Below are 13,861 nucleotides of genomic sequence, written 5' to 3' on the forward strand. Positions count from 1 at the left end.
CACGAGACGGGTTGGCCGTTTCACGATCCGTCCCTGCCATCGTCTCCGCCACTCTTGGGCCGGAAACGGCGGTACACGCCTTTGGCGAAGTTCCCGGTACGTCCGACGGAACTCGAGGTCTCGCGCCAGTGGTCGCGAACGTAGACGACCGACGTGCGCAGCATCTCGTGCGGCGTCGGCGCGCCGACTTTCGAGAGGATGGCGCCCAGCACCCGTTTGCGAAAGAGGAAGGCGAGAAAGAACAACACCGACACGAGCACTTGCTGCAAGATGAGCAGGCCGGTCGTTTTTGTGACGACGTCGGCGAGCAGGAGCGTCAGGCCGAAATAGAGGCCATACACCACCTTCGTGCCGAGCGCCCCGATAAGCCAACCGAGCCACGTACGGACCAAGCCAAAACCACGACCGGGCAGCACGCCGATGAGAAACACGATGGGGCAGACGAGAATCAGCGCCAGCGCCATCTCCTGTGCTGCGATAAGCATCCCGGCAATCACGGCGGCAAAGAGCAGAAAAGTGAGGGAGGCGACCAGTGAAAAGAGCGCGATCACCATCCGGGGCACGACGCTCCCAGCGCCAAGGATATTGGGCATGTCCGCATGTCCGGCGTGATTGACGGAAGGGTCACCCAGTGTGGTGGCGAGAATCGTGCGCTGCTGCGATCCGTCCGGGTAGTCGCGCATCAAGATGAGCCAGTTGTCTCCGGGGGAGACGGGCAGGGCGACGTTGTCCGCCGATGCCGATTTCTCGATCGCGGACGCTTCGGCAGGCGTGACGGACATCGGCTGCATCTCCGTCTGGTCGAACTCGCCAATCACCCAGGGTCGGGTCACGAGCAGATCCCAGACCTGGTTGGCCGTGACGACCAGTTCCGTGTCCGCCGCCTGACCGGGGGACATGGTTGAGATGCCCTCGATTTGCTGAAACGGCGCGGCGAGGGACCCCATCGTTACCTGTGACAGTTGGTCCATCGTGTTCGATAGAAACCGGATGTCCGGTCCGCTGTTGGCCATGAAGAAGAGGCCACCGGCGAGCACGATCACGCTGGCCAAAATCCCTGACCAAACCCGGGCTGGTTGGTTGTCCACTATGGCCTTCTTCACCGCCCACAGTGCCAGCGCGATGAGACTGAATGGGAGGAAGCGTCCGAACAAGCTCTGGCGCAGGCCGACGAGAAGCGGCGTCACTGAAGACAACTGGTCGTTGACAAGCTGCGTGTGAAACCCGAGTTCGGACAGAAAGATGCCAAAGCGCGTGATGAACCCAGACCCGATGAAGATCCAACTCGCGATCGCGTTGCCGAGAAACGGGATCGGATCGTTCAGGCTTGGTTTGAGCCCGCCCCACTCCCAGGTGACGAGGTTGTAGCCGAGATCAAACGCGTACCGGTCTGGGGGATACGTGCGGTACGTCGGGATGACTGTCGTGGTCACGCCCACCTGCTGTTCGGTCGGAAGAATTTGATTGACCATCGACGGAGGCGGCTGTGTTGCGGCAAACGCTTGAGTGGAGAGGAAGATCGCGGCGGCGATAAGACCAAAGAGGTACAGGGTGGCCGCCATACCCCAGACCCAGCGTCTTCTGTAATTCATCCGGAACGCCCCCCGTTGACAGACGTGTTGAACACGTCGAGCAAATCATCCGGAGTCGGGTCGACGTGCATCAGGCTGACACGCCCCTCGATGTCCTTGAACAAGCAGTCCCCCGAGCGCAGGCTACGAAACTCCTGCCACAAGGCGGATTCATCCGGGTCGAGGCCAAGCAGGATCGCGTTGTCACGGCTGGCGCGCGGGTCTTCGGTGCGAAAGCAAAAAATGGTTCCGAGGTTGTTGCGCAGTTCCTCCTCGGCGATATCACCCGGGTTTTGCGTGACGAGAATTGGCACTACGCCATACGAGCGTCCCATGCGCACCGTTTCGTCGATGAGCTGGCGGCCTTCCGGGAAAGAGCGGAGCAGCCATGCCTCGTCAATGCCAAACAACTTCAAACGACTTGGATCCGCGTGAAACAGACGCTCCCGACCGAGGGCAGCCATGAGATACATCATGCCGACGCCAAAACGTTCGTTTGGGGTGAGAGCGCCTGTCTCGCCGGGGGTGCGCTTTGGGAGGGGCAACCCGGCGAGGCTTGCCACCACAAACCGGGTGTCGGGAAGTGTGGAGGCTCCGTTGTCGCGCGCAAACACGAGTCGCCCGAACGGATTTTTCGCATAGCCCTGCAGCCGGGTCAGACACCGCCGCGCCTCGGTGCGCATCGCCTCATGACCACTGGAATGGGTCAGGGTTTGCAGTTCATTCATCACATGGAGCATGTCGCGCGATGTTCCAGCAAAAGTTCGCTCGACCGCTTCCATGAGGATGTCCGCCCGTTCATCGTTGCGCTGGCCATCCAGGAGCAGACTCAGATAATCGTGTGCAATGGCGTGACTCCGTTCTTCACTGGGAGACAGGCGAAACGGATTGATCTGCGTGCGCGATCCGGCGGACAGGCGCAGTACCGTGAGTCCCTGGGCGATCTCCGGGATACGGGCGAAGCAACCGTCCTCGTCCTTCGGGTCAATCGAGAAGATGCTCCCGCCACGGTTAAACGCCAGATAGAACAGGAGTTTTTTTAGCACCGACTTGCCACCGCCGAGCGTCCCGACAATGCCGATGGCTCCGCTGCGATTGATCTCGCTCGACATCGGCCGGGCGAGATCGAGCAGCACCGGCGTCCCCTGGCGCGTCTTGCCGATGTAATCGCCGGTCGGGTCGCCTGCGTCCCGGCTGCCGTGCGGCACACCGGCTGCCACGTATCCCGGATCCATCGGGATGAGCCATGGCTTTTTCTCAATGTCGGTTGCCGGGAAAGTATCCAGCCAGCCGCGCAGTTGATCGCCTGGGGAGCGCACAACGCGCAGGCGCAGCGCACTGCATAAATGCGCGAACTGGGTGGCTCGTGCTTCGAGTTCTGTCCGCGTGGAGGCGGAAACGACAAACGTGGCGGTCGCATGGACGAGCGGCATGCCATGCTGGAGCTTGTGCTCGAGATGTCGGCCGCGATCACCCGCCCATTCGAGCGTGAGCGGCAGATCGCCCGTGCCCTCGACAAACTCGCGCTGTTGATCTTTAAGCGCTTTGCGGCTGCGTTCCAGGCCACCCGCCGCCGCATGCGGCGCCTCGACGTCGAGGTGAAGGCTGAATTCCACCGGATCGGGCAGTTCATCCAGTCGATACAGCCACTCCTGCCCGATGTCCGACACCTCTTCGGGGACATCGACAAGAAAGAAGAACGTCTGCCAGCTTTGCAGTTCTACTTTGTGATGGATGACAAGCGCCCGCATACGCTCTTCGATGACGGTGTCGCCCGCGATGAGAATTGGCAGCGATTTGCGCGGGCGCAGCACCACACGTTCGCCGCGCACGGCAATCTGGTAGCTCGGTTCCAGCCCCAAGCGACGTGTGGATTCACCGGGCAGGGCACGATGAAATGGTTGGCACAGGAGCCACTCAATGTCGGAGTGATGCAGTCGCACGCCACCCAGGGCGGTGTGTACCGATTCTGCCACAAGCGCCTCAGCACTTATCAGATCATCGAGCACCTGTCGGTCGATTTCACCGAATGGCGCAAAGAGAACTCGCTGCTTCAGCGCGCGCCCCATTCCTTTGACGAGGCCGCCGAGCGAGGACAGCGTTCGTCCGGGCGCCGCTAGGTCAAAGTCGGCAAAGCGGGATCGGGGCAGTTTCACAAGCAGGAACAAAGACCGGCGCCACGGCCGTTGTCCGGCGACCTTCTGAATGACCGCATCCTTGTATCGCTCGAACTCGCCGGCGCCGGTTGCGCCACCCGCAAAGAACCCGGTGGGGCGGATGTCATCCGTGAGGGAGAGTAGTTGGCAGGCGCCGCGATGGGCATGCAGAAAGTCGCGCAGACTGTCCACAATGGCCAGCTTTTTTTCCTGCGAGGAGAAGGCATACGGCTGTTGCGGAATCCGATACGCTGCCCACGCCTGCCGTTTCGTGTCAAACAGCATATTCTGCTCGTAGTAAAGAACCGGGCATTTCACGGTGCGTCCCCCCTCGCATGCGGATGGATGGATGCGTCGGAGGCGCCGAGCGTCAGGTCGGTCGGGGACGACACGGTCCATTCCCAAAATCGCCGTGTTTGCTTGGTTTTTACGTCCTTGATGCCGAGCGCCTTCTTCTCAGGAATGAGAGAAAGAGAGAAGCCGTGCGAGCGCTTGTGCCAGCGCAGTTTCGCTTTGGGATACACCCGCAGCACAGAACCGGGCTTTACAATGCCTTCGAGGGGCTCGGTGAGAAAGAAGCGGATGACGCGTCCATCCGCAAGACGAAGCGTGTGGTATCGCCTTGCCTTCAGGGACCAGTGAATCTTGCGGCGTGTCCGCGGCGGCGAAATGGATTCGAAGCGTCGAATGAGTTTCTTGCGCAGGAGGAAGCGCAGAATATCCTGCAGATACGCAGACGTCGATTTCCCGGCTGGATCGAGCTTGTGCAGTGTGTACGCGAGCGCCGCTGGCCCAACACTGAGCGTCAGTGCCGGGCCGAATGGAGAGATCCACTTCAGAATCGGGATCACGTAGTAGAGCAGCACAAACACGAGAAAGATTTGCAGCCAGAGCAGGATCAGATCCTGATCAATCGGCATCCACAGTTGCACGTCGCCAATCTGGTACAGGACCGTCTTGACTTTGAAAAGCGATCGATACGCGTGGTAAAAGGTCTGACGCGGGTCGGCCATGTGTATCACACTCCTTTGGCGGCCGCCTCGTCAGGAGAGGGTAATGCCCAGTTTTTGCAACAGGTACTGCGCGAGGTATTCGGCAATGGTCGGGAAGAACACGAAGATGGCTAGGATGCACGAGAGAATGATGTGGCCCCACAGCCGATTCTGCTCTCCGTGCGCGTAGAGTTTGACACCGCGATACACTGCCACGCAGAGAAACACCGCTTGCAGGACATGCTCTGCCCACGCAATGCCCGTACTGATAAAATCCACAGGTTTCACCTCTTTCGACTTCTGGAATCATCACAAGTGCGTTGAATTTGGGTTGCGTTCCGTACGAAACGGACGAAACTGTCAAAGACGTGACGAGCGGCTCTCTTCGATGATGCGTTGCCCAAGGGCGGTTACAATCTGGGGCACGACGGAATTGCCCGCCTGTTTGTACAGTTGGGTCTCGGAGACATGCGTCGCTTTGGCCCGGTCAAACTCTTCATCTGTCCGACCCATGAGTCGCCAGCATTCTCTTGGCGTCAGACGTCGGATTCGCGGTTCCCGAAGGATACCCATGTCTTCGCCCTGCACCGAGTCCCTTGCCCCGACCAGCACGCCGGTGCGCATTTGATGGGCGTCCAGCCCCTTGTGGTAGCTCGCATCGAGACACGTGGCGACATCGCGCAACGTGAACCGTGCGTCTTGACCGCGACCACGCCTTGTGACGAGTACGCCGTGCGTGTCCATGGAAGTGAGCGTGAACATGGGGGCATCCGGTTCCTTGAACCGTCGACGCTGGTGCTTTCTGAGAAATCCAGGTGTCGCGACGGCAGAGGCGATCAATTCCTTTGCTAGGTCACTCCCGCGGGGTTCAGTTAGGGACGGGCCTGGGATTGGCCAGGTGACCCTTGGACGACTTGCTCCCGGATGAGTTGCTGTAGGAGGATCTCTTGTGTCGATGTGGAGAGGAAATAGCGTTCGTCGACCGTAGCTTCGAGAATGTCCGACAAGGAACACGCGGTCGCGGTGTTGGGGAATGCCGAACGCGGTCGCGTTGCACACGTCCCATTCACAGTCGTACCCGATTTCGGCCAGTGCAATTTGGGCGGCAAGGAAGTCGTAGCCGCGGTTTGAAAAGAGAAAGCCGCCAACGTTTTCAGCGACCAGCCATTCGGGTCGATCCGTTTCGGGACGGGCTCCAGCGAGTGCAAGCACGCGAAAGAACAGGCTGCTTCGCTCGCCGCCAAATCCCAGTTGTTTCCCTGCGACGGAGAGATCTTGGCAGGGGAAGCCGAAGGCCCAGATGTCCGCCTCGGGCATGGTGTCTGCGCACACCGTTTGGATATCATCGGCAAACCATTCTCCCTTCGTCTGAAAAATCGCTTCGTAGGAACGACGGGCGAACTTGTCGCGCTCGACATAACCGACACACTGCATCCCGGCATCCTCCAGTCCGCGGCGCATGCCGCCGATACCGGCAAACAGATCGAGAAATCGCAGTGTCATGCGTCGCCCTCCTTGGCAGGCCCTTTGCGATGCGTCTTTCCAAACGTCGGTTGGATGCGGACCTGTTTCCCAAACGGGATGCTTCGGTCTGCGTGTCCCCCTTCAAAACGTGGAAAGTAGAGGAAGGAGACGGGTTCGCCTTCGACGCCTTGCCAAACCGAATCGAACAGATGTCCCGAGGCGAGTGAGGACTCCGTAGCCGTCCACACGGCAGGAATGGGCTGCCGCAAAAAGGCGTCTTTGCACATGTCGCGCCAGAGCGTCCGAATGCGCTCGGAGCGACGCGCATCGCGGGTGATGAAGAGTACGTTCGCCAGGGAGACGTTTGCCCAGAAGGATTTCAGGACATCCGCGTACTGCCAGAGCTTGTTGTGCAGCACCCACAGGTGTTCACTGCCGGTGTCATACTCCACATGAAAAATGACCTCGCTCTCATCTCGAAATCGATAGGTGCCGATGCCGTCCGGACGCAGCGGGGTGGAGCGCTTGCCGTTTCGATCCGTGATGCTGTAACGCTCACCAGCGTCGCGCATACCAATCCAGTCGATGAGCCCCTCAGACAACTCACCAGCAAGACTGGTTCGGATCAGGTCGATGAAAAATTGGTTGCTTCCGTATAGATGTTCTGTCTGCCCCGCAAAGAGGCTGGACTCCCGGAGAAGGCGGGTGCGGTATTCCTTGGTCAGCCCAAAGGCGACCTCCATCCCCCCTTTCGTGAGCACCCAGCCTTTTACATTGCGGGGCAGGAAATCGAGCGACAGGGACTCGGTCCACCCCTTCTGCTTCAGGGTGCGAAAGGCGGCATAGAGGGTGGGTTGTTCATAGTGCAGCAGAACACTGAGTTGCTCCGTCGTCAGCAGGCTGAAGCGGTAGAGGGCGAGCAGTATCTCACGTTCGATGTGACGAGGCACAAACATGGACTTCTTCCTTTCCGGGGCGGCGGATGTGGACAAATGTCCCGAAATCGGACGGCTGTCACGGCGCGCCCCGCGCGGGATGTGGGGACTTAGGCGAGTCCATCACGATGCGTAAGACTGTGCCAAAGGCTATGCACAACCCGATGCGTAACCCTCTGTGAGCCAAAAGGGGTGGAGGGGACTTGTTAGGTCTGGAAGGTGTTGGTTCCTCGTCCCTTGGCAGTGGGATACATGGCCAGAATGTCGTCGTCGACCTGTTCGGCGGAACGGCCGTCCACCTGGTCGGAGTGCGCTTTGGCCTGCTCTGCCCATGCCGCATTGCCGGATGGCACGAGCGGACTTTGCATGGAGAACAGTTCCGTCGCACCGCCGCCCTGCTTCGTGCGCACGAGCGCGTTCATCTCCGGGAGCGCCATCAGGTCGCGCGACGACACGTCCGGTTTCAGCCACCGGGTCAACCGATCCGCGTCCGGGCCCCCCAGCTGCAGCAAGATGAGCGTGCCGACGTTACCGAGAATGCCTGCCAGAATGGGGTCGGGGAGTTGGTCCAAGTACTGTGTGGCCAAGAACAGCGACAGGCCGAATTTGCGGTCTTCGGCGAGGATTTTTTGCAGCACGTTGACGGCATACAGGTGGCTCTCATCGCCAAAGAAGATGTGCAGTCGAGACCGGTGCTCCGGGCGGCGTTTGCAGGTAAAGTGCAGGTCGATGAGGTAGAGCCCGGCAATGATTTTCACGGCGTCCGTGGTGCAGCCCGATCCGTCGATGAGCACAATGTGCCCGTCATCCATGATGGTGCGCGTGTCGATGGCGCTCTTTGTTTGACCAAGAATCCGACGCAGAGACGGGTAGGTCGTGAGTGCACCGAGCTTGTTCCAGAGTGGCCCCAGGTGATCCGCGATGTTGCGGATTTCCGCAAACTCCCCGGTCCAGAACTGCTGCAGGTGGGGTGGGAGGTCCCGCACGATCCGGTCCCGAAAGCGGTCATCTGAGAACAGATGCGCGATGCCAAGCACCGTTTGGGGCGGGGCACTCAGCAGGGAGAGCACGTTGTTGCGCAGATAGTGCTCCGAGCGCGGTCTTGATCCTGGCCAGAGTTCCTGCAGCGTGGTGACAAACTCCCCGGTGATGGCCTCCGCGTCCGATTTGTGCTCCATGCGAAACAGGTTGAGTCCGCGTGGGAACGGTGTGGGTCCGAGGGGAATCACATGCACCTTGTCGTGCAGAGACGGTGGGATGTGGGACAAGAGTCGTTCGATGGCGCCGCCATGCGGGTCGAAGAACGTGAAGCCGGGCGCAGTGTCCGGATGGGCGTTCATCTCCTCGGTCATGCCGAGCATGATGTGGAGCAGCGTCGTTGTCTTGCCGGAGCCCGTCGCGCCCGCGAGAAACGTGTGCTTGGCCGCCTGCCCGAGTGAAATGTGAATCTCCCGGTCCTCCGTGCCTGGGAAGTTGGACCAGCCCAGGCGCAGCCCCTTGGTCAGGGCAGGAGGTGGTGGCATGACAATCCCCTGCGTGGTGACGACGTGTGAAAATCCGGGTTGTTCCTGTTCCGGCAAGTGGACCAGCGACGCCAGTTCTCCAGAAGTCCACCACATCGGCCGTGTCGCGGTACCACGCTGCATGGCCCTGGCCAGGCGTCGTTTGCCGATTCGACTCGGCACCAGTCGACCCTCGCTTCGCAGTTGCGCTATGGCACCAAGCATCGCGTGCAGATGACTCCGAGCACTGGTGGATCCGGTGGCAAGAAGCCGTACGGACACCTGAAAGGGGCGCTCGGTCGCCTTGATGCGGGATTGCACAAGGGGACGGATGTTGACGAATGGATCAGGTGTAGGATGCACGGGTTGCTTGGGACGGGGAGACGTGCCGAACACTTCGGAGAACACTTCGGAGAGCGAGAACCCAGCGTTGCCTTTTTGTCCGGGCGGTCGGCTCTTGGCGGCAATGACTCGTTGAAATCGTCTGTCGCGCATCGGCGTCATAAAGACTTCGAGCACCCATTGGCTCGCGGTGTCCTGCCCCATGGCGACGAGAATCCCGTCGAGCGGGTCGTCGTGGCCGCCAATTCGAAACGAGGCGAGGGGCAACCAGGTTTCCAGACCCTGTCCGCCCTTGCGAAAGGCGATGGCGAGGGCACGTCGGTCTACTGCAGGCGAGGTCGGAAAAGGGCTTGGTTCGGAAATTAAGTGCACGTGCGGATAAGCGACACGAAACGCCGAGCGAAACGAGTCGTCCCGAGACGTCGGGATGCCAAAGAGAAGCCGAACGGTCGATTGCCCCGCCTCTTTCAGCAGCAGGAACCGAAAGAGCAGAGGACGTTGCCAGCCAAGCTTACCCTTCTGCCAACCGATTTCTGCGAGGGACTGAATCAAGGTGTGCGCCTGCTTCGGGGTCGTCGTGTTGTCCGCTGGTAACGCCAGGCGGTAATAGGTGAATCGCTCGGCGGGATCACGCTTCTCTTTCTTGATAGATGGGTTCATGGGACCACGCCTTCTTCGTGACTTGTCGGCAGGGCATAGTTTGAGATGAGCAGTTCGCCGGATTTGAGCCCGGACTTTTGACGACTGATGGAGTACAGGACATCCACGGCGTCCATCGGGAAGTCAGCGTACCAGTGCCGCACCTCCGGGTGGTCATTGATGCTGAGCAGCCACTTTCCCTGAACGCTCGCCAGTGTGTCTCGCAAGCGCAGGTGATCTTCCTTGGCAAACGGGTGCTGGTGGTAGCCAGTGAGATCGAAGTAGGGGGGATCACAATAGAAAAACGTGTCGGGTCCATCGAAGCGCGGGATCACGTCGTGAAAAGGTCGGTTTTCGATGTAGACCCCGCGCAGGCGTTCGTGAGCCAGTTCCATGCGGGGTCGAATGCCACCAAAATCGAACGCAGGCTTTCCTCGGCCATAGCCCCAGTCGATGGCGTTGTTGTACTTCCCACCGAAGTGACTTTGAATGCGGTAAAAGAAATCGTAGGCGCGGGTGAGCGGGCCCCGCTCGAGTCCTCGACGCTCCATGATGTGTACGAACTCCTCCCGCGAATAGAGTGTCCAGTCAAACTGCTGCAAGAAACCCTCGACATCTGATTTCAGCACGGAAAAGAAGTTCATCAGTTCGGCATTGACGTCGGCAATCACCTCCACGTTTGATTTGGGCTTGGCGAAGAACACCCATCCAGCCCCGAAAAACGGCTCCACATAACACACGTGTTCCGGGATACGGGGCAAGATGATGCGGCGTAATCGCGCCTTGCCGCCCTGCCACTTGATGGGACTTGGGACCATGGGACGCACCTCCTGAGTGACAGCAAAAGGCAGCGACATCGGTCGCTGCCTTCGTGTGGAACCGATCGATTTCCACATTGCCATCGTACCTCGCCGGATAGGGGTCTTTGGTGCAGAAGGTGCGCCAGCCGGGTGCCATGAGTGGCTCGCTATTTTTGAAGGCATTTAATTGAGACCCCAATGAGTGCAAAATTCGACTTGATGACGTGGGCGAAGCAGAGGTAATCTCGGACAGACAAGCGGGTACAGGAGGGAAATCACGTGTGTGAACTGGCGAGAACACTGCTGGCGGAGAAGCTCATTGACGACTTTTATGAGGATGATTTGCGGCCACGAAATACCTTGGATGCGGTCAAAAAGGAATGGACGGAGGAACTGAAGCAACTGCTGCCGGAAGAGAAATGGATGCTCTTGTACCTCTTTGAATCCCAGACGATGGAGGAGTGCGGAAAAGAACTCCGGCGGTTTGCCGATTTTGTGGCCAAGCTTCTGATGGATGGTACACACGTGAAACAAGATGGGGCGGTCGTTGCGGACGATGACGAAGGGTGACGTGTGTACTTTTCGCAACGCTGAGCCTGTAGCGATCGAGGGGATCTTCAGAGGAGCGCGTGGACACTCGCAGACGTGATCAGCCGCTCCGCGAACATCTCGGCTTCATGTTCGAGCGGGCAGTCTTTCACCGCCTGCAATTCCAGAATGAATGGTTTCGCATCACGGTGAAGGATGTAGTGTCCGATACCGTGCGCGACAAATTCATATTGTTTTGGTATAGGGGAGTCTTCGTCATACCCAACGTATGCGTGCGCGTCGTGCCAGACATAGATGCCCCAGAGGCCGTCTGGCGCTTTTCTCGGCATCAGTACGATTTGGAGATATCTGCTCAAGACAAACGGATTGCTTGTCCGATATCGACGGACGAGCGCGTCCACGGCCTGATGAATCTTTTCGGGATTCATCCTTACCATCACCCACCCCGGGCTTGTTGAATGTAATTTTCATAAAACTGGCGTCGGTTGACCAATTTTCTCTATTCAGCCTCTCAACCCTGCCGACTGTCTGGTAGAATGATGAGACAGGGCAGTAACAAAAGTGTAGCATTAAACGCGAATTTCGAACCTTAAAATGCCTAAAGGTTGAGCGGGCACTCCTTGGCACGACTTTTTCGACTGAAAGAAACGCCCCGCCCGACTACGAAGAATCGGACTTAATGACAGGTGTATAGTAGCTTTCTAATGAACTATAATGGTGGCAGGATCACATAGGGTCGCATCATTCACAGTCCGCTATAATCGCCGATCAGTAGTCCCGCTCTGATGGTTTTAATGAACTATAGTTTGTGCATTTGTTCGCCTCACCAGCGGTACGCCAGAAGGATCGAAATTTAAAGTGCAGGAGCCATGTCTTTATGTCTAGTGAAAAAATTACCTTATCTCAGCTTGAGAACTTTCTGTTTAAAGCGGCCGATATTTTGCGGGGCAAGATGGATGCTTCGGAGTTCAAAGAATTTATTTTCGGAATGTTATTTCTAAAACGACTGTCGGATGAGTTTGATCGGAAGCGCCAACAATTACGTTTGAAAGAGTATGCGCATTTAAGCGACCAACCCGAATTCCTCCAGGAGTTGCTAGAAGATAAAACGTCCTATGGCGAGACATTTTTCGTGCCCGTCCGTGCGCGTTGGCATGAGTCATGGATTGACGAAAACGGAGACACCGTTCCTGCGTTAAAGGATTTAAAGCATGATATCGGCAATATGCTGAACAAGGCGATTGCAGCCGTAGAAGATGAAAATGACGCACTCGCTGGGGTGCTCAAAAACAACATTGATTTTAATGCCGTCAAGGGCAAGACGAAGATCGCAGATCAGAAATGGAAAGACTTGCTCGATCACTTTAATCAACCGCAGTTTGTGTTGGTAAACGACAATTTCGAGTTTCCTGATCTTCTGGGAGCGGCGTACGAATATCTGATCAAGTATTTTGCCGACAGCGCTGGGAAAAAAGGCGGAGAGTTTTATACCCCTGCGGAAGTGGTGCGTCTTCTAGTGCAACTCACCAAACCGCAAGCCGGTCATGAGATTTACGATCCCACCGTGGGATCCGGTGGATTTCTCATTCAGGCACACCAGTATGTCGAAGAACAAGGACAAGACCCGAATGATTTAGCCCTGTATGGTCAGGATTCGAATGGTACCGTCTGGTCCATTTGCAACATGAACATGATCCTACATAACATTACGCGGTTTACCATTGAGAATGGAGATACCCTGGAAGATCCGCTGATTCTTGAGAAGGGCCAGATTCGCAAATTTGATCGGGTATTGGCCAATCCGCCGTTTTCACAGAATTATAGTCGCGCCAACTTGAAATTCCCGAGTCGTTTTAAGGAATGGTGTCCGGAAACCGGCAAGAAAGCCGATTTGATGTTTGTCCAGCACATGCTCGCCAGTCTCAAATCGGACGGGCACATGGCGACCATCATGCCGCACGGCGTTTTGTTTCGTGGCGGGAAAGAAAAATTGATCCGTGAGATATTAATTGAAGACAATGTCATTGAGGCGATCATCAGCTTGCCGCCCGGGCTTTTCTATGGAACAGGGATTCCTGCATGCGTCATTGTGGCCAACAAAAACAAGCCAGATGAACTCCGCGACAAGGTGTTGTTTATCAATGCCGACCGTGAGTATGCAGAAGGTAAGGCACAGAACAAGCTACGGCCCGAAGACATCGAAAAAATCAATTATGTCTTCACCCATAAACGAGAAATTCCCAAGTACAGTCGCCTCGTTAGCAAACAGGAAATCGTCGACGAGCATGACTACAACTTAAACATTCGTCGCTACGTGGATAATACGCCTGAACCAGAACCGGAAGATGTTCAGGCGCACCTGATAGGCGGTATTCCTGAGGTTGAGGTCACAGTCCGCGACGAGGACTTTGCTCGGTTCGAGATCGACCCGAATACGCTTTTTAGACCGGACCGTCACGGCTATCTGGCGTTCAAAGATTCGATTACGACGAAGTCGCACATCAAAGCAGTTCTCGAGGCTGATCCGTCCCTGCAGAGGACAATCACGGCTCACTTGGATGCATTAGCGGCGTGGTGGGCGGTAGCGCGTGATGACTTTGCCGGATTGAGTGACGGAAAGAAAATGCCGGAGGTCCGTCACGAGTTGCTGACAACACTCAAGAACCAACTGGTTCCTCTACGTGTGCTCGATGAATTCAAGAGCGCCGGCGTGTTTGTGAATTGGTGGCAGCAGATTCGCTATGACTTGAAAACCATCATCTCAACGGGCTGGCACCATAGTTTAATTCCTGACGACTACTTAGTGGCAAAGTTTTTCCAAGATGACGCTGAAAGTAAGCGTAAAATAGCCACCACGTTAATGAAACGTAGCGGCTAGAAATAGTACGTGTATCGGTCAAGATCACTTGTT

Annotated in this window: 11 protein-coding genes; 2 read left to right on the forward strand and 9 right to left on the reverse strand. The window is 57.2% G+C overall.

Annotated features, from left to right (window positions below; genetic code table 11):
• Nucleotides 1-20: 20 nt before the first annotated feature.
• From ATW55_RS07390 to ATW55_RS07425, 8 genes are all read right to left on the reverse strand, one after another.
• Nucleotides 21-1,592 carry a hypothetical protein gene (locus ATW55_RS07390; protein ID WP_067714931.1) on the reverse strand — a complete coding sequence of 524 codons (1,572 nt, stop codon included), beginning with the start codon at nucleotides 1,590-1,592 and terminating at the stop codon, nucleotides 21-23.
• The gene (locus tag ATW55_RS07395; protein WP_067714934.1) at nucleotides 1,589-4,045 is read right to left on the reverse strand and encodes an ATP-binding protein; all 2,457 of its coding nucleotides are present in this window, start codon (nucleotides 4,043-4,045) and stop codon (nucleotides 1,589-1,591) included. Before ATW55_RS07395 ends, ATW55_RS07390 begins: the two co-directional genes overlap by 4 nt.
• Complete coding sequence (locus ATW55_RS07400) at nucleotides 4,042-4,740, reverse strand: TcpE family conjugal transfer membrane protein (RefSeq protein WP_067714937.1); 699 nt, start codon at nucleotides 4,738-4,740, stop codon at nucleotides 4,042-4,044. Before ATW55_RS07400 ends, ATW55_RS07395 begins: the two co-directional genes overlap by 4 nt.
• A 30-nt stretch (nucleotides 4,741-4,770) precedes the next feature.
• On the reverse strand, nucleotides 4,771-4,998 hold the full coding sequence (locus ATW55_RS07405; RefSeq protein WP_067714939.1) for a hypothetical protein: 228 nt from the start codon (nucleotides 4,996-4,998) through the stop codon (nucleotides 4,771-4,773).
• A gap of 81 nt (nucleotides 4,999-5,079) precedes the next feature.
• Nucleotides 5,080-6,222, reverse strand: a complete 1,143-nt coding sequence (dcm, locus tag ATW55_RS07410) for a DNA (cytosine-5-)-methyltransferase (RefSeq protein WP_067714941.1) — start codon at nucleotides 6,220-6,222, stop codon at nucleotides 5,080-5,082.
• Nucleotides 6,219-7,139, reverse strand: a complete 921-nt coding sequence (locus tag ATW55_RS07415) for a replication-relaxation family protein (RefSeq protein WP_067714945.1) — start codon at nucleotides 7,137-7,139, stop codon at nucleotides 6,219-6,221. Before ATW55_RS07415 ends, dcm begins: the two co-directional genes overlap by 4 nt.
• A gap of 185 nt (nucleotides 7,140-7,324) precedes the next feature.
• Nucleotides 7,325-9,622 carry a type IV secretory system conjugative DNA transfer family protein gene (locus ATW55_RS07420; protein WP_067714948.1) on the reverse strand — a complete coding sequence of 766 codons (2,298 nt, stop codon included), beginning with the start codon at nucleotides 9,620-9,622 and terminating at the stop codon, nucleotides 7,325-7,327.
• Nucleotides 9,619-10,419, reverse strand: coding sequence for a DNA adenine methylase (locus ATW55_RS07425; protein WP_067714952.1), 801 nt, complete (start codon nucleotides 10,417-10,419; stop codon nucleotides 9,619-9,621). Before ATW55_RS07425 ends, ATW55_RS07420 begins: the two co-directional genes overlap by 4 nt.
• 261 nt (nucleotides 10,420-10,680) lie before the next feature.
• On the opposite strand from ATW55_RS07425, the gene ATW55_RS07430 reads away from it, so the two are divergent.
• The gene (locus tag ATW55_RS07430) at nucleotides 10,681-10,971 is read left to right on the forward strand and encodes a hypothetical protein (RefSeq protein WP_067714956.1); all 291 of its coding nucleotides are present in this window, start codon (nucleotides 10,681-10,683) and stop codon (nucleotides 10,969-10,971) included.
• 47 nt (nucleotides 10,972-11,018) lie between these two features.
• On the opposite strand, the gene ATW55_RS07435 is transcribed toward ATW55_RS07430, so the two are convergent.
• Nucleotides 11,019-11,378, reverse strand: a complete 360-nt coding sequence (locus ATW55_RS07435) for an ImmA/IrrE family metallo-endopeptidase (protein ID WP_067714960.1) — start codon at nucleotides 11,376-11,378, stop codon at nucleotides 11,019-11,021.
• A gap of 449 nt (nucleotides 11,379-11,827) precedes the next feature.
• Here ATW55_RS07435 and ATW55_RS07440 point away from each other — a divergent pair, with 449 nt between their 5' ends.
• Nucleotides 11,828-13,828, forward strand: coding sequence for a type I restriction-modification system subunit M (locus ATW55_RS07440; protein ID WP_201024947.1), 2,001 nt, complete (start codon nucleotides 11,828-11,830; stop codon nucleotides 13,826-13,828).
• Nucleotides 13,829-13,861: the final 33 nt, after the last annotated feature.

The sequence above is a fragment of the Ferroacidibacillus organovorans genome, from assembly GCF_001516615.1.
Lineage (GTDB): Bacteria > Bacillota > Bacilli > Alicyclobacillales > SLC66 > Ferroacidibacillus > Ferroacidibacillus ferrooxidans_B.

Excerpts from the sequence above, each read along its gene's own strand:
- ATW55_RS07390 (WP_067714931.1), bottom strand. The coding sequence starts at position 1,592 with ATGAATTACAGAAGACGCTGGGTCTGGGGTATGGCGGCCACCCTGTAC.
- ATW55_RS07400 (WP_067714937.1), bottom strand. The coding sequence starts at position 4,740 with ATGGCCGACCCGCGTCAGACCTTTTACCACGCGTATCGATCGCTTTTC.
- dcm (WP_067714941.1), bottom strand. The coding sequence starts at position 6,222 with ATGACACTGCGATTTCTCGATCTGTTTGCCGGTATCGGCGGCATGCGC.
- ATW55_RS07415 (WP_067714945.1), bottom strand. The coding sequence starts at position 7,139 with ATGTTTGTGCCTCGTCACATCGAACGTGAGATACTGCTCGCCCTCTAC.
- ATW55_RS07420 (WP_067714948.1), bottom strand. The coding sequence starts at position 9,622 with ATGAACCCATCTATCAAGAAAGAGAAGCGTGATCCCGCCGAGCGATTC.
- ATW55_RS07425 (WP_067714952.1), bottom strand. The coding sequence starts at position 10,419 with ATGGTCCCAAGTCCCATCAAGTGGCAGGGCGGCAAGGCGCGATTACGC.
- ATW55_RS07435 (WP_067714960.1), bottom strand. The coding sequence starts at position 11,378 with ATGAATCCCGAAAAGATTCATCAGGCCGTGGACGCGCTCGTCCGTCGA.
- ATW55_RS07440 (WP_201024947.1), top strand. The coding sequence starts at position 11,828 with ATGTCTAGTGAAAAAATTACCTTATCTCAGCTTGAGAACTTTCTGTTT.